We start from the raw sequence: 22,599 nt of genomic DNA, 5'->3' as shown, positions 1-22,599 counted from the left end.
GGCCACCTGTCATCCTCCGCGAAGGATCGAAGTTCTGGATCATGCCCGATAGAAATCCCGGTACCATTGCACGAAGCGCGGAACCCCGATCTCGATCGGGATCTTCGGTTTGAAGCCGGTCGCCTCCTCGAGCGAACTGACATCGGCGAAGGTTGCCGGAACGTCGCCCGGCTGGATCGGCAACAGGTTGCGTTTCGCCTTGCGCCCGAGCGCGTCCTCCAGCACCTCGATCAATCGGTTCAATTGAACGGGCGAACTGCCCCCGATGTTGTGGATCCTGAACGGCGCGCTGCTGGTCGCAGGATCGGGCGCAGCGCTTGTCCAATTCGGATTGGCTGTCGCGGGTTGCCGCATCACCTGGACAATGCCTTCGACGATGTCGTCGATATAGGTGAAATCCCGCTGCATGTTGCCATGGTTGAAGACGTCGATCGGCTCGCCGGCAAGGATGGCCTTGGCGAAGATGAACAAGGCCATATCGGGCCGTCCCCACGGGCCATAGACGGTGAAGAAGCGCAGTCCAGTCGTCGGCAGCGCGAACAGGTGGCTGTATGTATGAGCCATCAGCTCGTTCGCCTTTTTGCTTGCCGCATAGAGGCTGAGCGGATGGTCGGCCGAATCATGCACCGAGAACGGCATGCGCGTGCTACCGCCATAGATCGAGCTCGACGACGCGTAGACCAGATGGCTGACCGATGCATGCCGGCATCCTTCCAGGATGTTGAGGAAGCCGTTGAGGTTGCTTTCCGCGTAGGCGTGCGGATTGGTCAGTGAATAGCGTACGCCGGCCTGAGCAGCGAGATTGACGACGGTCTCCGGCACGGCCGACTGAAACAGCGCCGAAATGCGGTCGCGGTCGGTGAGGTCGACATGCTCGAAATGAAAATTCGCGGACGCTTTCAACCGGTCGAGCCGCGCCTGTTTCAGGGTGACGTCGTAGTACTTGTTCATGGAATCGAGGCCGATAACCTCCCGGCCTTCGGCAAGCAGCCTTTGGCACAGATGAAACCCTATGAAACCGGCGGCGCCGGTAATCAGAACAGGCCTGCTTGAAGTCAACGGCGTATCCCAGCGTTGGTTAAAGGCTGAGCCCTACAGGCTCCAATATCTTATCGTGTCGGGAACTTCATTGGGCTTGAGGGCCGACTTGATGTCGAAGAGCGTCCCGCCTGGCCTGATCATCTGAAAAAGAAGCGCTCTTTCGCCAGCGAGATAATGCTTGTGGGGCACCGCCAGAACAAGCGCCTGCAGATCGTTTATCTCCTCGAGCGGCAGGATCGTCTCGCCATGATCGCGTCGGGCGGCTTCGGGATCGGCAACAGGATCATGGACTTTGGGGACAATTCCGAATTGTCTCAGTTCCTTGACCATGTCGAAAACGCGGCTGTTGCGCAAATCCGGCACATCCTCCTTGAAGGTCAACCCTAGAACGCCGACGGAGGCCCCTTTGACGGGAATGTCCGAGCGGATCAGCTGCTTGACGACCTGCTGGGCGACGAAGGCTCCCATGCCGTCATTGATGCGGCGACCGGCTAGGATGATCTGCGGGTGGTAGCCTTCGGCTTCTGCCTTGGCGGTCAGATAGTAGGGATCGACGCTGATGCAGTGGCCGCCGACAAAGCCCGGCTTGAAGGGTAGGAAGTTCCATTTCGTCGACGCTGCATCGAGGACGTCCTGCGTGCGGATATCAAGCCGCTCGAAGATCATGGCCAGTTCATTCATCAGCGCGATGTTCAGATCGCGCTGGGTGTTTTCGATGACCTTCGCCGCCTCGGCCACCTTGATCGAGGGAGCACGATAGACGCCGGCATCGATGATGCGGCCATAGACACTCGCCACGCGCTCCAGTGTCTCGGGGTTTTCGCCGGAGACGACTTTGACGATCCGTCGCAGCGAGTGTTCGCGATCGCCGGGATTGGCTCGTTCAGGCGAATAGCCGAGCGCGAAGTCGCGGGGATGCCGCAGGCCGGAAATCCGCTCGATGATCGGCCCGCAGAAATCCTCGGTCACGCCTGGATAGACGGTCGATTCGAAGACGACGACCGCGCCTTCGCTTACCGCTTCGCCGACAAGCTCGGATGCCAGTTTCAGAGGGGCAAGATCGGGTGCGCGGTTGATATCGATAGGAGTTGGCACGGCGACAATGAAGAAAGTCGCGGTTTTCAGCATCTCCCGGTCGGTCGTCAGCACGATCGAGGATTCCTTGAGCGCCGATGCGTCGACCTCTCCGGTGCGATCGACCCCGTTTTGCAGTTCGTCGATCCGGCGCTCGCTGATATCGAACGCAATCGTCCCCGGGAAAACCTTCCCGAACGCGACAGCCACCGGCAGGCCGACATATCCCAGGCCGACTACGGCGATGCGTTCGGACATCCGCGGATCTCCTCAAGTCATTTTACCTGTCGAGGCTTGTATGGCAGGCCATCGGCCAATTCAACGATGCGCCGCAGCGAAGGCAACAGTCTCCACTCAAAAAGTGGTTCACGACAAATGTTTGTACGCCATCCGCCCCCTGTTGATCGATGTTGTGGAAAACAAGCGACAGGCTTGGGTTTCGGGCCGCGAAAACCTTATCGCGGTTCCTTGCGTCTGGCTGTTTGCTGGTCTTGCGAAGCGCATCGGGGCTGTCTCCAAAGTCAAGAGCGACCGCTGGCACACATCGGGCGAGATTCCGCGACTGGCGGGGCCTGCCTTTCTGATGGCGATGTTCCCATGGCTTCCGATGAGCCCATGTCGTCCTGCTGGCTCTGTTCTGTCTTATAGGCGCACTCGATGACGTCCGATCGCTTTCCGCCGGGCCCAAGGCAGCGGCATTGGCTGGCGCGGCGATACTTGCTGGGGTCATTACTGGTGTTTGGTGGATCCCGATCGTGATCTGGGTTGCCTGCAATGCCGTTAACATGCTCGACCATGCCGATGGCCTTGCTGCCAGCACGGTCGCAGCCGCCTTCCTGGGCGCTGGCGGTGACGTTGGAATGGCCGGGGCGGGTGCCTGCGTCGGTTTGCTTTACCTCAACTATCCACCCGCACGCGTCTTTATGGGTGATAGCGGCAGCCTCTTGCTTGGCGCGGCAATCGTGCTTCATGCCTCGGAGGCGAGTTTTGGATCGGCGCTCGCTTGGATTGCGGTTCCTCTGCTGGATGCCATGTTCGTCATAATTCGCCGACTGCGGCAGGGGCGCCCGCCATGGATCGGCGGCACGGACCACCTTGGTCATACCTTGCTGAGGATCGGTGTGAACTGCAAGGTTTTGCCGGTGCTCTACGCGGCAGTGGCACTGGCGATTGGATTGGTAGCCACTGCTTAGGCCCTCGCGAGGGCCTGCTGCCTCGGAGGCACTTGCCAGCGCCGGGTGCGGCCTCATGGAACAACCTGTGCAGAATGGCGCAGGCCTTGGTAAGCGCCATGCCGGAAGCGGTCCGTCCGGTTCCATCGTTCGACGCGAAGCTCAATGCTGACCGAATTCGAGTTGCCTGTGAGCGGGTCAATGCTTCTTGTGAACCCAAGGTAACCGCGTCCTGCCGCCGCACGTTGCTACCTCCGAAAGCTGCCACCGTCGATATCGTTTTCGCGAGGCGCAAGGTTGCGAGCGCGAGGTTCGGCGGCTATGCCGGGTCTGGTATTTCCTGACGCGAGGCAGAGCCGATGAACGTCCTTTCCAATTCCAAATCGCATGGCGGCATCCAGGGCGTCTATTCGCACGCTTCGGAAGTTTGCGCCTGCGACATGACCTTTGCCGTCTTCGTGCCGCCCCAGGCCAAGGACGGGCCATTGCCGGTCCTGTGGTACCTGTCGGGGCTCACCTGCACACACGCCAATGTCATGGACAAGGGCGAATACCGGCGGATGGCGGCCGAGCTGGGCCTCGTCATCGTCTGCCCCGACACCAGCCCGCGCGGCGCCGGCGTGCCGGACGAGAAGGACAACTGGCAGTTCGGCTGCGGCGCCGGCTTCTATGTTGATGCCACGCAGGCGCCCTATGCGAAGAACTACCGCATGTACTCCTACGTCACCGAGGAGTTGCCGGCGCTCGTCGCCGCGAACTTTCCGGTAGACATGTCACGCCAGTCGATCTTCGGCCATTCGATGGGCGGGCACGGCGCGCTGACGATCGCGCTGAAGAACCCGGAACGGTACCGGAGCTGCTCGGCCTTCGCGCCGATCGTGCAGCCGACGACCGCGGGCTGGTCGCGGCCGGCGCTCGAGAAATATCTGGGATCGGACGAGAAAAGCTGGCGCGCCTATGACGCCACGCTGCTGATCGAGGACGGCCATCGCTTCGGCGAGCTGCTCGTCGACCAGGGCACCGCTGACGGCTTCCTCCAGGATGGCCTGCGCCCATGGCTGCTCGAGGATGCATGCGGGAAGGCCGGCATCGCGCTGACGCTGCGCATGCAGGAGGGCTACGACCATTCCTACAACTTCATGTCGACCTTCATGGACGATCATTTGAAGTGGCACGCGGCGCGGCTGGCGAGCTAGAGCAATTCCAGGAAAAGTGTGAAACGGTTTTCCGTCCGGAATTGCGTCAAAGGAGTAGAAGGAGCCGGGGCGGCGCGGGATCGGTTTCAGAACCGCGGCCCCGCCACCATCCGCGCCACCCGCGCCATGTCCGCGCTCATCTCGCGGTCGTCGTCGAGCGGGGCGACCAGCGCGCGCACGGCGGCGTAGCTGCGTTGCGGGCCTTCACCCATGCTGTCGACCACGCCGCGCAACTCAACGCCTGTCGCCGCGAAGATCAGCTCCATCGCAACGAGATAGCGCAAGCGCTCGATGATGCCGGCGGTCTTGGCCACCACCCGCGGCGCCATCGACGACTGGTCCTCGATGCCGTCCGAGACGGCCAGCGGGCTGAGCGACATCGGGTTGGCGAGGTGCCGGATCTCGGCCTCGAGCGCCGCGACCGGCTTCTGCAACTCCGCGTAGCCCTGGCGGCTGCCGCCTCTGGCCGACAGGAACCGAGGCAGTTCGGCCACCGTCGGCGACATCAGCTTCAGCGAGCGGTTGGCGGTGGCGACCGCGCAATGCGCAAGCGCCTGGCCAAGCTGTTCCCACGCCAGCGTGAAGGCCGTGAGGTCGAAATTGCCGTTCGAGACGATCCGCTCAGTCGCCGGCAGGATCACCGGATTGTCGCCCGAATGGCCAAGCTCGATCTCCGTCGCCAGCCTGGCCTGCTCGAACGCGTTGAGCAGGCCTCCCCATACCTGCGGCACGCAGCGAAAGCTCAGCGGGTCCTGGAGGCGCCGCGCGGCGTTTTCATGCCACAGCCCGCTTCCGGCCAGCTCCGCCCTGAGCCGCGCGCCGATCTCGCATTGGCCGAATGCCGGCCGCGCCGCCAGCGCATCCAGGTCGATGGCCTTGAGGGACGAGCGGAACGCCTCATAGTTGAGAGCCACGGCCGCCAGCGACCAGTCGATGAGGCAGGCGACGTCTTCGAGGGCGAGGCACGCCGTTCCGGTTGAAAGGCTGTTGGCGACGATGATGGCGTGGCCGTCCTTCTCGCGCAGGTCGAGCGGCTCCAGCCCGGCAAGCTTCAGCGCCTCGGCGGCCGGCATGATCCTGCCCTGGAACTCGGCCTCGCCATCGCCGCCGAGCGCCCTCGCCAGATGGCCGAGGGGGGCAAGGTCCGCCGCGCCGATCGAACCCCAGCTAGGGATCACCGGATGGACGCCGGCATTGAGCGCGGCAAGCAATCCCATGATGACCCGCTCGGAGGCGCCGGTGCCGCCGGCGGCCATGCCGCAGATGCGCGCTGTCAACAGCGCCCGCACCGCTTCGGTCGGCAGGGCCGGGCCGGCGCCCATCGAGTGGCTGAGCGGCACGCTGTGCTGGAAGGCGATCAGATCGGCCTCGGCAAGCGGCGTGTCGACACAGGCGCCGAGGCCGGTGGTGACGCCGTAGAGCGGCTTGCCGAGTTGCGTGAGGCGCTCGATTAGCGCCCGGCTGGCGCGGATGCGGCGCATGGCCTCTTCGCCAAGTACGAGGCGGGCATTGCGCCGCGCGATCTCGGCGACATCCGTCGCGCTGAGCGGCCTGGCGTCGAGGACGATCACTCTGGCTGTCATGCCCTATCATCTATCCCATGATCGGCGCCGCGCAAATGTGCCACGCCGGTCCTCGACACGGCGCAGCGTCATTGCAGCGCCTGTGCCTCTGGAGTATTTTAGAACGCGATTGGATGAGACGCATGCCCGGTTTCGTTATGCATGCGTTCTGCCCGGTCCCGGCAGATTGTGAACTCTTTAACAGACCTCGGCCCCGCAAGCTGCATTGCTACGGCAGACAGGTCATAGCAGTTAAGGATTTGCCATGCTGCGATGCTGCGCCTTCCTTGCAGCCCTGATCCTCGTGGGCTTCACTGCGTTCGAAGCCCATGCCGATCGCAGGGTTGCCTTTGTCATCGGCAATTCCGGATACCGCGACATCCCGGCGCTCAAGAACCCGGACAAGGATGCCGCGGATGTGTCGAACACGTTCCGCCTGGCCGGCTTCGACGTGTTCGTCGCCAAGGACCTCACCAAGCTTCAGTTCGAGGAGCAGTTCCGCAACTATCTCGCCGCGGCCGACGGCGCGGATCTGGCCGTCGTCTATTATTCCGGCCACGGCTTTCAGATCGGCGGCGAGAATTTCCTGATCCCGGTCGATGCCTCGCTGAAAGATGCGGCCGACATCGAGGTCCAGGCGATCAAGCTGGATGACGTGCTGCAGCAATTGCGCTCGAAGTCGAAGATCCAGGTGATCATCCTCGATGCCTGCCGCAACAATCCGTTTCCGCGCAAGGACTATTGGCTGCGCGACCAGTTGATCGCCGCCGGCGGCGCCGGCCTCGCGCAGGTGAAAAGCTCGCTGAACACGCTGATTGCCTTCGCCACCGAGCCTGGAGCGGTCGCCTATGACGGGACGGGTGACCTGAGCCCGTTCTCGTCCGCCTTCTCCCGCCGTGCGCTGGCGCCGAACCAGGAGATCCGTACGGTGATGTCTGCCGTGCGCCGCGACGTGGTCAAGGCGACAGACGGCAAGCAGGTTCCGTGGGAGAATTCCTCGCTGATCGACGACGTCGTGCTGATGCGACGCGCCAGCCGCCCCGCGCTGCCGCCGGTGCTGGAGAAAGTAGTGCCGTCAGGCGTCGGACCCGTCGCGCTGGACCTGCCGGAGCCGGTCGATGTCGACGGCGGCGTGGTCACCGTCAGCATCGAGAGGCCGCCGGCGCTCGGACGCCTGATGCTGGACGGCAAGCCGGTAGCAACCGGAGAGCCGATCGCGGGCAAGGATCTGCCGCGCCTCGAGATGGATGTGCCCAAGGGCTCCGGCGCGCAGGAAGAGGTCGACATGCTGGCCTATGCCACGCGCGACAATTGGGGTGGTGAATCCCAGGGCATCCTGGTGTTCCGGGTCAGGAATGCCGAGGGCGCCGCGGGGCAGCAGCTCATGGCCTCGCTCGAGGCCGAGCAGAAGCAACAGGTGCTGGAGCGCGGGCTCCACATCGCCGGCGCAGCCGAGGCGATCGAAAAGCGCGACATCAGCGTTCCGGTCGGCGTCGGTCCTGTTCCGCTGAAGCTGGATTTCCCGACCAAGGACCCCGCAGTCAGCCTGAAGCTGGCGAGCTATCCGGCGACGGGAACGCTGTCGCTGCCGGATCGGACCCTGTCTCCGGATTCCAGCCTGATGGCCGACGAGGTCGACCATTTGCGCTACGAACCCCAGATAGGTGAAGTCAAACCGCTCATCGTCGGCGTCGAGATCAGGGCTGACAACACCTCGTCGAAGCAGGCGACGATGAAGCTGTCGCCCAGCGTCGATCCCTGCGACAGGGAGGCCGGCGAGCCTCTTGACCTGCAGGGCGTCGTTCCCGGCCTGCTGCCGAACGAAATCAGCAGCAACGCCGTGGACGTCTGCCGGGCGGCGGTGAAAGCCTATCCGGACGTCGCTCGCTTCCGCTACGAGCTCGGGCGGGCGCTGCTTGTTGTCGGCAAGGTCGAGGAGGCGAAGAAGGCGATCCAGGAGGCTGCCGACAAGGGGCACGTCCGCGCCGTGTTCGAGCTTGGCTATCTCAACGCGACGGGAACGGGGATGCCCGCCAATCGCAAGCAGGCCAACACCTTCTACGCGGCTGCGTCCGACAAGGGCGATCCCTACGGGATGACGTCGTGGGGACGCGCCTTGTTCAACGGCTACGGCGTCGAGCGTGACACAACCAAGGGGCTGGACCTCCTGCTGAAAGCGGCTGCGATGGGGCACACCTATGCCATGAACGATCTCGCCGCGATCTTCACCGAGGGCCGCAACGGCGTGCCCGCCGATCCGGCTCGCGCCGTGGCTTTCCTCAAAGCCGGCGTCGAGCGGCAGGACATGTATTCGATGAACCTGCTCGGCCGCAATTATCTCGCCGGCACGGGGGTCGAGAAGGACCCCAAGACCGCGCTCTCGCTGTTCCAGAAATCGATGGATCTCGGCCAGCCCTACGCCCCTGGCAGCCTTGCGCGCATGTACAGAGACGGCGTCGGCGTGCAGCAGGATATGGCCGAAGCGCAAAGGTTGTTCGAGCTGGCGACCGACCGCGGCGATCAGTCGGCTGCGTATGATCGCGCGGCGCTGGAGATGCAGAGGGGCGACAAGGCCGACCAGGCCGTGGCCGCGCGCTACCTTGCCTTCGCGGCCGCGCTCGATCTTCGCAACGAAATTCCGGACGCCAGGAACACGCTGGCGAAATTCGGAGCCAAGGCAAAGACAGCGGCTCTGAAACAGATGCGTGGGGAACTCAAATCGAAGATTTCGGCGAACGGCTCGTTGGACGATCAACTGGTCAAGACGGCCAGGGCGGTCTGGGAACAAGCCAATCCGCGCCGGGACTTGTTCTGATCAGCAAGGAGGCAAGGTGGTGGGCTGGGCATCGAAACAGGCAATCATCGCAACGATCCTATCCGGCGCTCTGGCTGCCGCGGGATGCACGACCGTGGTGCCCGGGGTCGAGCCGACCCCGACGGTGAAGCACAGGACGACGGTCGTTCGCACGACGACTGCGCCAAAGGTCGTCAAACAGAAGAAAGTCACTGCCAAGAAACTGATCAAACCAGTTCAGGAAGAAACCGCGCCTGTCATTGCCCCGTTAGGGGGAGGCAGTGGCGGTGGTGGCGGTGGCGGCGGCGGTGGTTGGGGATAAACTCCCGTTAACAGCAATATCGTTCCGCGTACTTGGAACTGCTCGTCAGGCGCTGGGTCCGTGAGCGGCGCCGCATGCTGCTGTCGCGGGTTGCCGAGCACGGGCGCGAAGGGGACGTCTTAAGGTCGGAGCTAATAGGCATCGGCCGATAGCTGCTGCGCCTCGATCTCCGCCATCTGGATGCCCATTTCGACGAAGGCCGAAAGCACTGCAAAACGGTCCGCCAGCGATACCCGCGCGAGCCCCGCCAGGATCCCCGCGCCGACGGCGTGCGCGGCTGGAAATCCGGTTGCTGCCCGGTCGATGGCCTGGTCGCTGTCGCGCCAACCCGCAGCCAGGGCGATCCAGGCCGCCGGCGTTGGCGGCGGCACCTCCACGGCCTGGGCAACCGCCGCGCGATGGTCGGGATTGCCGGGTTCGCCGACCCAGTCGCCCACGAGCGCCAGCAGCTCGAGGTCCCTGTCGCCGAGCAGTTCCGCAAGATTGCCCAGGCACTCATGCGCCCACCATATTGCGGCCCGCTCGGGCAGCAGATAGGCGCAGAAGGTGATTGCCTCCTCGGGCACGCGCCCGGCCAGCAGCGCACGGCAGAACTCGATCGAAGGCTGGTCGGTAGGGGCGGCTTTCATGTCGTGGACGACGGCAGGGCAAGCGCTGAAGAGATCCCGCGCCGTCCTGAACCGAAGCCCGTTGGCCATGGCTGCCACGCCCCCACTAGGAAGAAGATACTGAAGCCCCAGCGCGGCGCTGGTCAAGCATTAGCTTAACAAATGACCGCCGCCCCAAGCGTGTGTTTGTTCACAGACAACCGCCGCAAAATTTGATATTTTCCGCCGCAGCGAGATCCGCTCAAACAAGGAGTAACGGTCATGAGGTTGGCCAGCTCAGCCTTTGCATTGGCGGCCGTGCTTTTTTCGACGCACGTTTCCGCCGATCCGCTTCAGAAATCCGAAGACATCGTGAAGTTCTTCACCGGCCAGGGCAAACTCGGCGCGTCGCGCGGGATCTGCGTCGGCACCGAGGAAGAGTGCAAGAGCAAGAACGACAAGAACGCGGGCTCCACAAAAACCGGGCTCGATATGATGATCAATTTCGGGCTGGATTCCGCCCAGCTCGACCAGACCGCGCGCACGGAACTCGACGAGTTCGCCAAGGCGCTGAAGGACAACCGGCTGAGCACGTTCAGCTTCGTTGTCGAAGGCCATACCGATGCTTCCGGCTCAACGCGCTACAATCAGGATCTGTCGCAACGAAGGGCGCAATCGGTGGCTGCCTTCCTGACCGCGAACGGCGTTCAGGCCACCCGGCTCGAGGCGATCGGCCTGGGCAAATCGCACCCGCGCGTCGCCAATCCCTACGATCCGGTCAACCGCCGTGTGGAGATGCGGATCAGGACGGAATAGAGGGCCGGCATAAGTCACCGACCTGCGCAGAGCGAACAACGGGAGCCAAGCCTCGACAGGCCGGACTCCCGTTTCTGTCAGTTCTTGTTGAGCACGCCGCCCACCGCGACACCGGTGCCGAAGATCAGCGCCTTGGTCAGGAAATCGTTGTTGTCGTTCGGCGGCGGGCCTTCCTCGCGCACCACGGTCTCGCTGTTGCGCCGCCGCTGGACGACCTGCTGCTGTTTCCTGCGCGGTTTCTGGGCTACCGGTTTCAGCGTGCGGGTCTTCTGCACCACCGGCTTCTTGGGCGCCGCCGCGCGCGCCTGGTCGGCGGCGTTCTTGGCACGCACCGCATCCATCATCGGGTCGGTCTGGATCACCAGGAACGCCAGCTGCTCGCCGGTCAGATAGGTGGTCTGCGGCAGGCCGTTCTTGCCCTGCCAGACGCCGATCGCTTGGCGGGTCCTCGGACCGATATTGCCGTCGGCCTGGCCGAGCTCGTTGCCCAGCGCCTCGATGCGAAGCTGCAGGTCGATGCGGCCGTTGCGATCGAGCCCGATCGCTTGTTCCGTCTGCTCGGTGCCCGGCGTCTGCTTCATTGCGTCCGTGATGCCGACCGAGGTGCGCACGGCCGAACCGGCATTGGCGTCAGCCCCATTGGCATCGAGGGCCGCGACCTGCTTGTTCTGTGCGTTCGGGTCCTTCAGCTGGTCGATGTTGAGTTTGGCCACCGTGGCGAAGCGCCCGTTCGGGAACTGTTCGAGATAGGCTTCGTAGAACGGGATGGCATTCTTCTTCGAAGCCTCGTCCCACAGGCGCTGCTCGACCTCCCAGGAGGGCGGTTCGCTCGCTACCGGCGCCGGGGCGGGCGCCGCCGTCGTCTTGGACGCATCGGCCACGGGGGCCGTGGCGGGTGCTGCCTCCGTCTGCGGTTTGCCGAGGAAGACCTCGCGTCCGAGCGAAGCATTGTGCCAGGGCCGCTGGCGGCCTTGCGTGGCTTCAGTCACCTCGCCGCGCACTCGCGTCAGGGCGCTCTGGATCTCGACGCCGGGTTCGGTCAGGTGCTTGGCTAAAGCCAGCGAATAGGGGCTGTCGACGCCGTTGCCGTCGAAGGCGATGGCGCCGGGGTCGGTTGCATAGGCGATGAGCACGCCGCCGGTGCCGACGCCGTCGGCTTTCGCTTCGACCGGGGCAAGGCCGGCCCCGAGCGAGCGGCTCTTCGGCAGCGAGGCGGCCAGCGTCCTTGCCAGCGGATTATCGCGGCAGGCGTCGAGGATGATGACCCCGACCGCCGGGTCGGGCGGCAGCGCCGCCATGAACTCGTCGATCTGGACGGTGCGGGTCTTGAGATAGGCGGGCGACGTCAGCTCGGCATCGACCGGGATCAGGTAGTTCTTGCCGTCGACCTGCATGCCGTGGCCGGCATAGAAGATGACGGCGAGGTCGGCATTGTAGGATTCCTCGGTGAACCGGCTGATCAGGCTGTGCATGCCTTGATTGTCCTGGTCGACGCCTTCGATCACCTCGAAGCCGGCGTTGCGCAACGTCGATGCGATGAGCTGCGCGTCGTTCGCCGGGTTGGGCAGGGGGACGGCGTTGACATATTTGCTGTTGCCGATGACCAGCGCCACGCGCTTGGCGGCTTCTGGCGTGGCGGCCTCGGCGCCGAACGCGGCAAGGACGAACAGAACAATTCCGCTCAAAAGGACGGCGAACGCTTTCATGGATCAGCCCTCCGCCCCTAGGGGCGCGCTATCGGTTTCTGTGCATGCTAAATTCCGCTCGCGACAAAGTCGCTTCTGCCAAAAATGGCTTCTGGACGTATGTGATCTCGACCACAGTTTTGGTTCACAAAAAACTTTGCAACCATGCGCGAATATACCATTCGCAGGCACCAAAACCAAACGGCTCTGCTGCCTGGCGCGATCCGCAGGCGACCGAAACCAGGGGTTAACCAGGCTCCAGCGTGCTTTGAATCGAATTGACCAGCGCCGTTATTGCCTGCTTGTATTTTTCGAACTCCGGCGATGTCTGACGGATCTGGGTCGTGGTCGTCTGCTGGCTTTGGTCGGACGCCAGGCGGGTCACCTTCTGCCCCATCTTCCGTTCGGCCCAGTCGATGACGTAGCTGGTGGTCTTGCCCGTCAGGAAAGGGTTGGCCTGGATGACGGCTGATCCCAGCACTGCGCTCAGTTGCGACGAGCCCGGCGCCGCCAGCACCTGGGCCGCGCCTTCCATGCCGAGGAAATGGCAGAGATAGAGGCGCCCGGCGGTGATCTCGTGGCCGCGGGCGCGAAGATAGGCTTCGCCCTCGCGCGCCAGGTTGCGCACCATCTCGCGCGACAGCGTGGCGTCGTAGCGAAGCGCCAGCAGATCGGCGGTCGACAGCGAGCGGGCAAGATCGGGCCGGTAGGTGTTCATCATTCGGATCCACGTCTTGGTGATGAACTGGCCGGCGCCGGTCGCCGAGGAAAGCGGGTTCTTGGCCCGCGCGCTGCCGCCGCTTTCGACATGCACGATGCGGTCGGTCAGCGTCTCGACGGCGGCGTCGCCGGAACCGCCGGTGCCGCCCGAAGCATAGGTGGCAACCGTTGTGACCGTCCCCAGCGGATCGATCGCCTCGCCGCTCTGGTAGAGCTCGAAATGCAGATGCGGACCGGTCGATAGACCCGTGGTGCCGATATAGCCAATGACGTCGCCGGCCTTCACCTTGGTGCCGACGCCGCTCGCGATGGCGAATTTCTGCATATGCGCGTAACGCGTCTCGCGCCCGTTGGCATGCGCGATCTTCACCAGGTTGCCATAACCGCCGCCATCGCCCTGAAAGGTGATCTCGCCGTCGAAGGCGGCCATGATCGGCGTGCCGACCGGAGCAGCCCAGTCGACGCCTTTGTGGATGCGAACGGTGCCGAGGATCGGGTGCTTGCGCGGGCCGAAGGTCGAGGTCATCACCCCGCTGACCGGCGTGACCATGCCGTTGGTGACGGCCAGCGAACGAACCTCGTCATTGCCCGTGACGCATGCATACTGGCCGTCGCTCTGCTGGAAGACGAAACAGTCGAGGCTCTTCTCAGTGCCCTGGACGCCGACATAGAGGACCCGTCCGGAGATCTCGCCCTGGCCGCGCGGCGTCTGCGAGTAGATCAGCACCAGCCGCTGGTCCTCGCTGGCGAAGGCGTCGAGATCCTGTCCCCGCGACAGATACATGATCGCCTCGCCGATCACGCTGGTCGGAACCTTGTTGCGCGCGGCCGTCGAATAGATCGCGTCGAGCAAGCGATACTGGCGCTTCGGCCCGCCCTCGTCGGATGCGCCGGAATAGTTGAACAGGTCCTCGCGGACCCAAGGATCGACGCCCGACACGAAGGCGCCTGCCGCATTGCGCGTCAGCGTGCCGACATAGACGTTCTTGGCATAGATCGAGACTTGCATGAGCGACATGGTGGTCGTCTCGCGGTTCGGCCTGGATCCGCGCATGGCCACCACATAACCGGCTTGCAGGCCGTCGCGGCTGAAGAGCGCCTTCAGCGCTTCGCCCGCCAGTTTGGCGTCGTCGGCGGAGAAATGCGCGTCTGCGACAACACTGTCCAGGCTGCGGTCGTTGAGGATCTTCACGAACGTATCCTCGGTCGCCTCGAAGCGCTGGTATTCGCTGGCGACGGTCGCGACGGTCGTGTTGTTCTCGATCTGGGTCTTCTTGAAGGCCGGAAGCGCCGCCTCGCCCTGATCGATGGTCTCGCCCCAGCCGGCTTCCGGATCGTCTGCTTCCGCCTTGGGCGCTGAACCGGCCGGCGCCTCGCTCTCGTCCGGCGCCGGCTGAAGATCGTTCTCCAGATCGCCTTGCTGATCTTCCGGTGCAGCCGGAGCGGCTGGGGCGGCTTGCTGATCATCTGGCGCCGTCGCCGGAGATTTCGGCACGGTCTGCCGCTGCGCCTGGAAGAAGGCGAAATCCTCTTGCGTCGACGGTATCGTCGTCATGAATTTCTCGCTGGCGCTCAGCATCACGTCGGAGAGGATCTCGATCTGCGGCGAGGCGCCGGAACTGTCGAGCTCGGCCGGCCGCGCGACCGTGTGGCCCTTCGTTGCGGTGTCGGCATCGGGCGCAAGCGTGATCCACATCGGGTCGCCGGCGAGGTCGATGATCGCCGGAACATAGACCGAGGCGTCGGGCGGCACGTCTTCCATGCCTTCGACCGGGTGCAGCTCCTCGTCCTCGTCGCCGAACGACCAGTAGTCCTTGGTAAGGTAGAATCCTGTGGCGATTGAAACGATGGCGAGCGCGCCAACGCCGGACAGAATCCAGCGCCAAAGCTTGCGCCGGCGCTCGGCCAGGCGCGCCTGCTTCTTCAACTTGAAGCTCGTGTCGATGCTGTGCGTCACGGGCTGCTTCCGGTCAGGAAATAGGTCCAGCGGACCTGCTCGAGCGTGTCGACCTCGACAAAGCGCGCGGCGATATGGCCGCGCTGCCAGCACTCATCGATGCCGCGTATCGAGAAGCGGCGCCGGTCGATGCACATCTCGGTCGATCCGTTCAGGATCGCGTGACCGAAGACGTCCGTCGCGTAGATGTAGATGTAGCGGTTCGTCAGCTCCTCGCGGATGACATTGACGCACTGGTTGGCGCCGATCGTCCACCAGCCGTCGGTCTGGTCGGCGTCGTCGACCTTCTGTCCGACGGCAAGGTTGACGACGTCGAGCGTCTGGTTGCAGACCGTGAATTCGGCATGGGCCCTCCCAGTCAGAAAGATCGAGAGCAGTGCCGCGCCCAGAGCAATTCCAGGAAAAGTGCGTAGCGGTTTTCTGTCCGGAATTGCGTCAAGGCAAAGAGGTGAAGCGGCTCGCCGTGAAACGGTGAAACGCTCCAGAAACGCGGCAAGCCTCGTGCGGTGAGATAGAGCTAGCCAACCACGCTTCCTGCGTGGCGGCGGCTTGAACAGTGAACGCGGGCGGCGGAGTTCCATCGGCGTCCATGCTTATCCGCCAAGCCGGAAATACTTGGCCGTGGCGGAGAATTGGGAACCGTCGGCCTCGATCTCCTTGAGGATCCTGGGCAACAGCTCCGAGGCCGGCATCGGCCGCGAGAACATCGCGGCCTGGATATCCTGGGGTCCTGTGATCACCAGCATGATCTGCGGCAGGGCCTTGCCGGTCGCCTTGTCGGCGGCGCTGAGACCGATCGGAATGCTGAACGTCGCCTTGCCTGGCTGCGCCACCATGCGCTCGTCGAGATTGAAGGCGATGCCCTTGTGGTCGATCAGCATCACGTTCGAGACCAGCCCGCCACGCGTTACCAGCGTGCCGCTGATCGGCGAGCCGTCCGGTACCGACGTCCGGTCGAGAACGAGTTGCGGCCGCTCGGCCCCGCTCCGGTCGAGAACTCGCAGGAAGCTGGTCACCTCGCATTGCGGCTGGTCGATGAGACGCACGCTGATGTCCGGCTCGAGATGGAATTTCGCCTGGAAATCGTTGAGCATCTGCTCGAAGGGCTGCACCGCCGTCCCGAAGCCTTCGATCGCGGCGGCGCTGTCCGTCGCCGATGTCAGGCTCGCATAGAAACAATCGCCACCGCTGAAGCCGCGCACCCAGGTGGCGCGCTGCGCCAGCTCGTCGTTTTTGCTTACCGGCGGAACCTGCGGCTTGGGCACGTCGATGGCGACGTCCGTATTCCCTGGCTTCCCGGTTGCAGGCGGCGGCTGCGGCAGTGGCGCCGGTTGCGTCGATGCGCCCGGAGTTGCCGGCTGGCGACCCGCTTCGGGCGCTGTCGGCTGGCTGGTTGACGACGCCGGTGCCTGGCTTTCCGCAGGCGGGGCGACCTTCGGTCTGGGGAGCTTGGACAAAGCCTCGACGAGGTCCGATGCGCTGGGCTTGGTAGCCGACGGTGTTGCTTCCGGCGACGGGGAGTTTTCCGCTTTCGTCTGGCTCGATCCCGACGCCTTGGCCGCCGGCGGTTCGCCGGCCGGTTGCGCCGGCTTCTGGCTTTCCGCAGCCTTTGGAGCGGGCGTCGGTGTCTCGGTCGACGGTTTCGCAGGCCCGGTCTCAGTCGGCTGCGGGGTCTCCGCCCGATTGTTGGCGTCGACTTCCGGCTGCGCTGCAGTCGTTTTCTGGATCTCCGCCGGCGGTCGAGGCTTGGGCGCAGGCGTTTCGGCAGGCTGCGCCGGATTCTGCTCCGCCGCTTCATCCGCCGGCTTTCCCTCGGGGGCGGTCTTGGCTTCCGCTTGGGGCGGCGCGGGCGAAACAGGTTTTGCCGGCTCATTGCCGGCGGCATTGTTCGAGGGCAGGGGCTTCGGCGTCTCCGGCTGAGGCTTGGGCGTCTCTATCACCGGCTCCTGGGCAGGCTTGGGCGCGAGAGGCGTCGGCTTTTCGATGGCCGGCGGCGGAGGCGACATGACGCCGCTGAAATAGAGCCCAGCGCCCGCCACGACAGCCAGCGCCACCGCGCCGCTTGCGATGACCGGGATTTGCGAGCGCCTTGGCTGCTCGGAAGCCGCGGGCGCGGCGGCTCGCGGCGGAGCGGCCGCCGGCGAAGGCCGTGGCTCAGACAGATGCGCCGGTCGCACATGCGGGACGAAGCGTTGCTCGCCGGGGACGGCCGACGGCTGGGACCCGGCGTCCGGCAGCGCCGTCCATCCGGCGCGCGGCAACCCCGAGCGCTCGCGGGGGGTGAAAGACGCCGGCGGCGGCAAGGTCGCGTCGAAATCGTCGTCGCGCGTTGCCCTGGCGATCTCGGCCATGCTTGCCGGGCGGTCTTGCGGATCCGGCTGCAGCATCGCTTCGATGAGAGAGCGGAAATCGGGGTCGATGTCCGACAGGTCCGGCACGGTGCGGCGCTTCTCGACCACCTCATATTGCGAACCGCTCATGTCGAGCGGTTTTCCGCGCAGCGCCGCGGCCAGTACCAGTCCGAGGCTGTAGATGTCGGATTGCTCGCTGACCTCACCGCCATAGAGGCCGAGCTGCTCGGGAGAGACGTAATTGTATTTGCCGGCGAACTTTCCGCCGATCAGCGTCTCGCCGCCGACATTCGCCGAGCGCGCGATGCCGAAGTCGATGATCTTGGCGCGCTCGACCCTGCCGCCGGGCAGGATGATGTTGTCAGGCGAGAGATCGCGGTGAACCGCGCCGGCCTGATGCACGGCGCTCAAGCCGGAGGCGAGGCGATGGCAAAGCCTGCGCACATCCGGCGGCGACATCGGGCCGCGCCGCATGACGTCAAACAGCGACTGGCCGTCGACGAACTCCATGGCCAGATAGGGGCGGCCGATCCCCGGATCGATGGTGAAGACGTGGTATCGCACCACCGCGTCATGCGACAGGTGGTTGAGGATCGAGGCCTCCTTGCGGAACAAGGACAGGATCGTCTGGTCGCGCGCGAACTCGGGCAGCACGATCTTGATCGCGACGTGGTCGCCGGTCTGGATGTTGTGACCCCGATAGACCTCGCCCATGCCGCCGGACGCGATGCGCTCGTCGAGTTCGTAGATCCCGCTGAGCTGCGTGCCGACGCCCGTATAGGCGAGGTTCGGCGAAATCCGCGTCTTGTCGTCGTCGTTCATCTTTATCAGCCTTCCGCCCTGGGCCGATCCGCCCCCGACCGATCCGCCCCTGACCGACCCGCATGCCGCGGCCCGTTGCGCCCGTCGCCGACCCTCACCAGCACGATGGTGACATTGTCCGTTCCGCCGCGCGCCAGCACGGTCTCCAGGAGCTTTTCGCACGCCGCCTGCGGCGTCGCTGACTTGACCGCCGCCTCGATCTCGGCGTCGCTGACATGTGCTGTCAGCCCGTCGGTGCTGAGAATGAAAACATCGCCCGGCATCAGCTCGCCCTGCTGGAAATCGATCTCGAGCTCGTCGCTGACCCCGACGGCATGTGTGATCACATTGCGGCGCGGCCAGGTCAGCGCTTCCTCCGCGCTGATCATGCCACGGTCGAGGAGCTCCTGGACTTCCGTATGGTCCCTGGAGATCTGCGAGATCGCGCCGCCGCGCACCAGGTAGATGCGGCTGTCGCCGGCCCACAGCCCCGCGAACCGGCCGTCCATCGCAAGCAAGGCCGCGAAGGTCGAGCCGATGGTGATGCCGCGCGATCGCGATATGTTGCGGATCTCGGCATTGGCGCGGCTCAGCCGGTCCTCGAAGCGCGCGCGAAGGTCCGGCGCCGAGCTGGCGATGCCGATCGTCGCCAGATGGTCGACGATGCTGGCGGAGGCGACTTCCCCGGCCTCATGACCGCCCATGCCGTCGGCCACCACCCAAAGGCCGGTGCGCGGCTCGACGAGGTAGTTGTCCTCGTTGTGGTCGCGCACGCAACCCTTGTGGCTCACGCCGAAGCTTTCGATGGGAAGGGCGACAGTGCTCAATTTGCCACCAAGCGCCTTGCGAGCGTCCTCCGTGACGAACCATGGGCCGCGTGCCCAGGCCAGTTTGCCACAAGCGCATAGATTAGAGTACCGAAATGAAGGCCGGAGCCGGCGCGGGCTGGGAAGGACTGCGCCATCTCAGAACGCCTTCGGGCAGCTGAAGCCCGACAATGCCGGAAGCAGGAAGGGACTGGCCCCCGGCCCGGTCTCCATCTTGTAGGCGACGTCGCGTCCGCCAATCACGAAGCGCGCTTCGGCGTCGCCGCCGTTGCCGGTGACGGTCGCCTTGTCCAGCAGGCGCTTCAAGGCCCAAGGTCCCTCGAACCTGAGGGCGGACTCGCGACCCGGCATCTCCGGCGTCAGGCTGAGGCTCGCCGATCCGGAAGCGGCGCCGCTCGGCCATGTCACGGTGCTCGGCGCGTTGCCCGCCTGGGCGCTCTGGACGGTCTGTCCGTCGACATTGAGCACCGCGCTGTCGACCTCGCTGTTCAGCGAGACGGGCGTGAAGGTGATCGAGACCGACGGCGCCGAACCGCCGGATGGGAAGAAGGCGTTGCGGATTTCCGCCGCCGACTGGAACGCCTTCAAGGTCGACTTGGCGAGATCGCGGCCGGAGCGGGCATTCTGTTTCCAGGTCCAGTCCTGGCCCGTCATGTCGATCAGCGGCGCAAGGTTCTGGGCGAAGAACCGGTCCATCATGCCGCCCGGAGCGAACAGCTTGGCGAAATCCGCCATCGAGATTTCCTCCGTGCTGTCGGCGGCAAAGGGATAGTGGCCGTTGACGGCTTCCTCGCAGGGGCGGGTGACCGTCTCTTCAAGCGTCTGGTTGAGATTGGCCACCGAGGTTTCGGCGACATTGCCTTCGAACTCGTCCGCCGCCGCGTTGACCATGCGCGCGAGCTGCTTGGGCAGGCGCGAGACATTGGCGCGCATCGTCGAGATCTGCAGCTTCAGGTTCGCGTTGACGCGCTCCGTCTGCGAAGGGACATCCGCCGCGAGCTTCACACTCTGGTAGACATCGCGGAAATTCTGCGTCAGCGCGTCGATCGGCCGTCGGCCGCTGGAGCCGCTCACCAGCGCCTGGAACGGCCTGAACTGGGCTTCCACGGTGGCGCCGGCGTTCTGCGTGGCGGACGAGCTTGCCCCGGCACGGCTTTGCGACTTGCCGCCGGCGATCTGCAGACCGATACGGGCCAGGCCCTTGGCCATGCCTGCCGGGTCCTGCTGTGCCGCACCGGTCTCGGCGTCGAAGGCGGTATTGTCCTTCGTCAGGGCGGTTTCATCGGCGATCGCGGTGAACAGCCGGTCGAGCGGCGAGTCCGGCGAGGCGGCGGCGGAAAGCGCGATGTATTGCGGCTTGTCCTTCAGCATCGCCTTGAACTTCAACTGGTCGAGCGCGCCGTTCCAGGCCGCGGCGAATTCCTTGCCGTAGCGGTCGACGAGCTCGGGGCCGAGCCTGGGCAGGTCCTGGTCGATGCCGCCCTGCTCGCCGCCGCCGCCGAGGACCCATTGGTCGTCGACCAGCATCTGCGCGATGCGCGAGAGCTGCGGCAGGTAGAAACCGTTGAAGCCGGCCCGGGTGTAGAGGCCGGGAACGCGAAGGTCGGAAAGTTCGCTGCCATCCATGCGTTCGAACAGAAGCTGCGCCTCCGAGCCGGCTTTCGCGGAAACCGAGAAGTCCTCCAGCCTTGCCCCGTAGACCGCCGACCTGATCAGCGCCGATGCGCGGTCGGCAAGGCTCATGCGTCCAAGCGAGCGTTGCGCGGCCTCGACAAGCGGTTGGTTCAGCTCGAAGACCGGGTCATAGGCATCGTCGAGCGTGAGCATGGCGCGCAGATGCTTTTCGAGCTGCGCGCGGCCCTCGCGATTGTTCTCGCCCGGATAGCGGTTCTCCTCCCAGTCCTGCTTCATCCAGGAGACGATCAGCTCGTCGTCGACCTTCGGCGCCTTGCCGCCCAGCATCAGATAGATCTTCAACGGCTCGTAAAGCGCGATCGGATCGGCCATCTTGGCCTGGATCGTCCGCTCCGCCTGAACCAGCAGACGCGAGCGGAAGCTTCGTTCCAGCGCCTGCCGGTAGGCGGTTTTGGACGCCGATAGAAGTCTCTCCCGCTGGCTCAGCCCAAAACGCTCCTCGACCGGCTTCGTTTGGCCGGCGGTTTCGAATCCCGCTGGCAGGTTGCGCAGCTGGTCGAGCGGGCCGATGACGTTCTCGAGATCGACGTCGGTCACGGTCGTGCTCTTGAGCAGCGAATCGGCGCTGTCGCGATACTGCGCCATCGCCTGCCTGGTGGAAGCGATCAGCGACTTGTTGGCCGAGAAGCTGAGGCTCAGCACGCCGAGCGCCGCCAAGGCCGCCAGCCCGATGGCGGCGAGGCCGCCAAATCTGGCGAGCCTGGCGCGCCGTTCCGCGGCCCTGTCGAAGGAGACCCAGCCGGCCTCAGGGAAGATCACCTTCGCCAGGAGATCGTGCAGGAAGAAGCTTCTGCCGGTGCCGGAAAGATGCGCCTGGGAAGCGCCTCCGAAACTACGGCCGATCGCCCCCAGAACCTGGTCGATGGGCGTTCCTTCCTGGGTGCCGGAGGAGAAATAGAACCCGCGCAGGCTGACGTTGACCTGGCTGCGCGACGGGTCGAACAGGCTGGTGACGAAACGCACGATGCGGGCCCTCAGCGCCCCGAACTGCGCCGGGAAGCCGAAGATCGCGATGCGCGCCACCGGGTCGGCCTCGTCCTGCAGGCGGTCGGCGAGCTCCTCCGCCAGCTGCCGGGCCAGCGCGTCGAATTCGGCCGGAGCCTCGCCGACCATATTCCTGTTGCGGTCGGTGGTCTGGAACGTCGCGCCCCACACTTTCTGCCGACGGACCTCATCGAAATCGCCGAAATAGTCCATGAAGCCGGCGACGAGGTCGGCCTTGGTAAAGAGCAGGTAGACCGGGAACTGGATCTTCAGCGTCTCGTGCAGCTCCCGCAGACGGCTTCTTATCTCGGTGAGATGCGCGTCGAGCTGCTGGTCGTCGAGGCCGATGAGATCGGCGAGGCTGATGGCGAGGATCACGCCGTTGATCGGCTGGCTGGTGCGATGCTTCTTCAAAAGACCGAGGAAGGCGAGCCAGCTCGCCTTGTCGCGCTTGGCGTCCGACTCCTGCGTCGTATAACGGCCGGCGGTGTCGATCAGCACGGCATCGTCGGTGAACCACCAGTCGCATGACCGCGTGCCGCCGACGCCGGCCACCGGCTGGGCAGTGCCGGAACCGGCAAGCGGGAACTTCAGGCCCGAATTGACCAGCGCGGTCGTCTTGCCGGCTCCCGGCGGTCCGATGATGATGTACCAGGGGATGTCATAGAGGAAATTGCGCTTGCCGCTCGATTGTTTCAGCGTCGCGATGGCCTCGCTCATGCGCGCCTCGAGCACCTGTGCATCGTCGCTCCGCTCATCGCTGCGCGCTATCGCCTTCTCGAGCGCCCTTTGCGCCTTGCGCCTCTGCCAGAAGCGGACGCCGTAGAAGAGCGCGAGCAGCGCGACGCTCGCCCCGATGATCGTTGCCCTGAGCCAGACCGATCCGAGCGGACGTGTATCGGCAAAACGGATCAATGGTCCGGCGTACCAGACCGCTGCCGAGAAACCGGCGAGCGCGAGCAGGCTGAATATCCTGAGCATCCAGCGCATCAGTGCCGCTTCCCGCCGCGCCCGC

Annotated in this window: 15 protein-coding genes; 5 read left to right on the top strand and 10 right to left on the bottom strand. The window is 64.8% G+C overall.

Translation table 11 applies throughout. The features are described from left to right. Positions 1-39: 39 nt before the first annotated feature. Both EN853_RS18460 and EN853_RS18455 read right to left on the bottom strand, forming a co-directional pair. Positions 40-1,059: an NAD-dependent epimerase gene (locus tag EN853_RS18460; RefSeq protein ID WP_127860959.1), complete on the bottom strand. Its 1,020-nt coding sequence runs from the start codon at positions 1,057-1,059 to the stop codon at positions 40-42. A gap of 33 nt (positions 1,060-1,092) precedes the next feature. After that, the gene (locus tag EN853_RS18455) at positions 1,093-2,373 is read right to left on the bottom strand and encodes a nucleotide sugar dehydrogenase (RefSeq protein WP_127860960.1); all 1,281 of its coding nucleotides are present in this window, start codon (positions 2,371-2,373) and stop codon (positions 1,093-1,095) included. Positions 2,374-2,738: 365 nt separating this feature from the next. Here EN853_RS18455 and EN853_RS34620 point away from each other — a divergent pair, with 365 nt between their 5' ends. Beyond that, the gene (locus EN853_RS34620; protein ID WP_348631585.1) at positions 2,739-3,308 is read left to right on the top strand and encodes an MraY family glycosyltransferase; all 570 of its coding nucleotides are present in this window, start codon (positions 2,739-2,741) and stop codon (positions 3,306-3,308) included. A gap of 338 nt (positions 3,309-3,646) precedes the next feature. Then, entirely contained in the window at positions 3,647-4,483 is an 837-nt protein-coding gene (gene fghA, locus EN853_RS18445; RefSeq protein WP_127860961.1) for an S-formylglutathione hydrolase, read from the top strand. An 86-nt stretch (positions 4,484-4,569) separates the two neighbouring features. Here the strand turns inward: fghA and hutH are convergent, their stop codons facing one another. Beyond that, on the bottom strand, positions 4,570-6,066 hold the full coding sequence (gene hutH, locus EN853_RS18440) for a histidine ammonia-lyase (protein WP_127860962.1): 1,497 nt from the start codon (positions 6,064-6,066) through the stop codon (positions 4,570-4,572). A gap of 244 nt (positions 6,067-6,310) precedes the next feature. Here hutH and EN853_RS18435 point away from each other — a divergent pair, with 244 nt between their 5' ends. Then, positions 6,311-8,860 (top strand): caspase family protein, encoded by a 2,550-nt coding sequence (locus tag EN853_RS18435; RefSeq protein WP_127860963.1) that lies wholly within the window; start codon positions 6,311-6,313, stop codon positions 8,858-8,860. A 19-nt stretch (positions 8,861-8,879) separates the two neighbouring features. After that, complete coding sequence (locus EN853_RS18430) at positions 8,880-9,161, top strand: hypothetical protein (RefSeq protein WP_245517090.1); 282 nt, start codon at positions 8,880-8,882, stop codon at positions 9,159-9,161. A gap of 131 nt (positions 9,162-9,292) precedes the next feature. Here EN853_RS18430 and EN853_RS18425 read toward each other — a convergent pair whose 3' ends face one another. Continuing rightward, positions 9,293-9,859 (bottom strand): hypothetical protein, encoded by a 567-nt coding sequence (locus tag EN853_RS18425; RefSeq protein ID WP_189343893.1) that lies wholly within the window; start codon positions 9,857-9,859, stop codon positions 9,293-9,295. Positions 9,860-10,030: 171 nt separating this feature from the next. Between EN853_RS18425 and EN853_RS18420 the strand changes: the two genes are divergently transcribed. After that, positions 10,031-10,564 (top strand): OmpA family protein, encoded by a 534-nt coding sequence (locus tag EN853_RS18420; protein WP_189343894.1) that lies wholly within the window; start codon positions 10,031-10,033, stop codon positions 10,562-10,564. 77 nt (positions 10,565-10,641) lie between these two features. On the opposite strand, the gene EN853_RS18415 is transcribed toward EN853_RS18420, so the two are convergent. The 6 genes from EN853_RS18415 to tssM all read right to left on the bottom strand — a co-directional run bounded on the left by EN853_RS18415 (position 10,642) and on the right by tssM (position 22,574). Next, positions 10,642-12,270 carry a caspase family protein gene (locus EN853_RS18415; RefSeq protein ID WP_127860965.1) on the bottom strand — a complete coding sequence of 543 codons (1,629 nt, stop codon included), beginning with the start codon at positions 12,268-12,270 and terminating at the stop codon, positions 10,642-10,644. A gap of 226 nt (positions 12,271-12,496) precedes the next feature. Further along, positions 12,497-14,926 carry a M23 family metallopeptidase gene (locus EN853_RS18410; RefSeq protein ID WP_127860966.1) on the bottom strand — a complete coding sequence of 810 codons (2,430 nt, stop codon included), beginning with the start codon at positions 14,924-14,926 and terminating at the stop codon, positions 12,497-12,499. Next, positions 14,923-15,507, bottom strand: a complete 585-nt coding sequence (locus EN853_RS18405; RefSeq protein ID WP_245517091.1) for a DUF1036 domain-containing protein — start codon at positions 15,505-15,507, stop codon at positions 14,923-14,925. Before EN853_RS18405 ends, EN853_RS18410 begins: the two co-directional genes overlap by 4 nt. A gap of 12 nt (positions 15,508-15,519) precedes the next feature. Continuing rightward, complete coding sequence (locus EN853_RS18400) at positions 15,520-18,099, bottom strand: serine/threonine-protein kinase (protein ID WP_127860967.1); 2,580 nt, start codon at positions 18,097-18,099, stop codon at positions 15,520-15,522. 5 nt (positions 18,100-18,104) lie between these two features. Next, on the bottom strand, positions 18,105-18,905 hold the full coding sequence (locus EN853_RS18395; RefSeq protein WP_127860968.1) for a protein phosphatase 2C domain-containing protein: 801 nt from the start codon (positions 18,903-18,905) through the stop codon (positions 18,105-18,107). A 138-nt stretch (positions 18,906-19,043) separates the two neighbouring features. Next, complete coding sequence (tssM, locus tag EN853_RS18390; protein ID WP_189343895.1) at positions 19,044-22,574, bottom strand: type VI secretion system membrane subunit TssM; 3,531 nt, start codon at positions 22,572-22,574, stop codon at positions 19,044-19,046. Positions 22,575-22,599: the final 25 nt, after the last annotated feature.

This window comes from Mesorhizobium sp. M1C.F.Ca.ET.210.01.1.1 (assembly GCF_004791585.1).
In the GTDB taxonomy this organism is placed as follows: Bacteria; Pseudomonadota; Alphaproteobacteria; order Rhizobiales; family Rhizobiaceae; genus Mesorhizobium.
The sequence above is the reverse complement of the archived record's forward strand: the minus strand, read 5'-3'. Positions and strand labels throughout refer to the sequence as shown.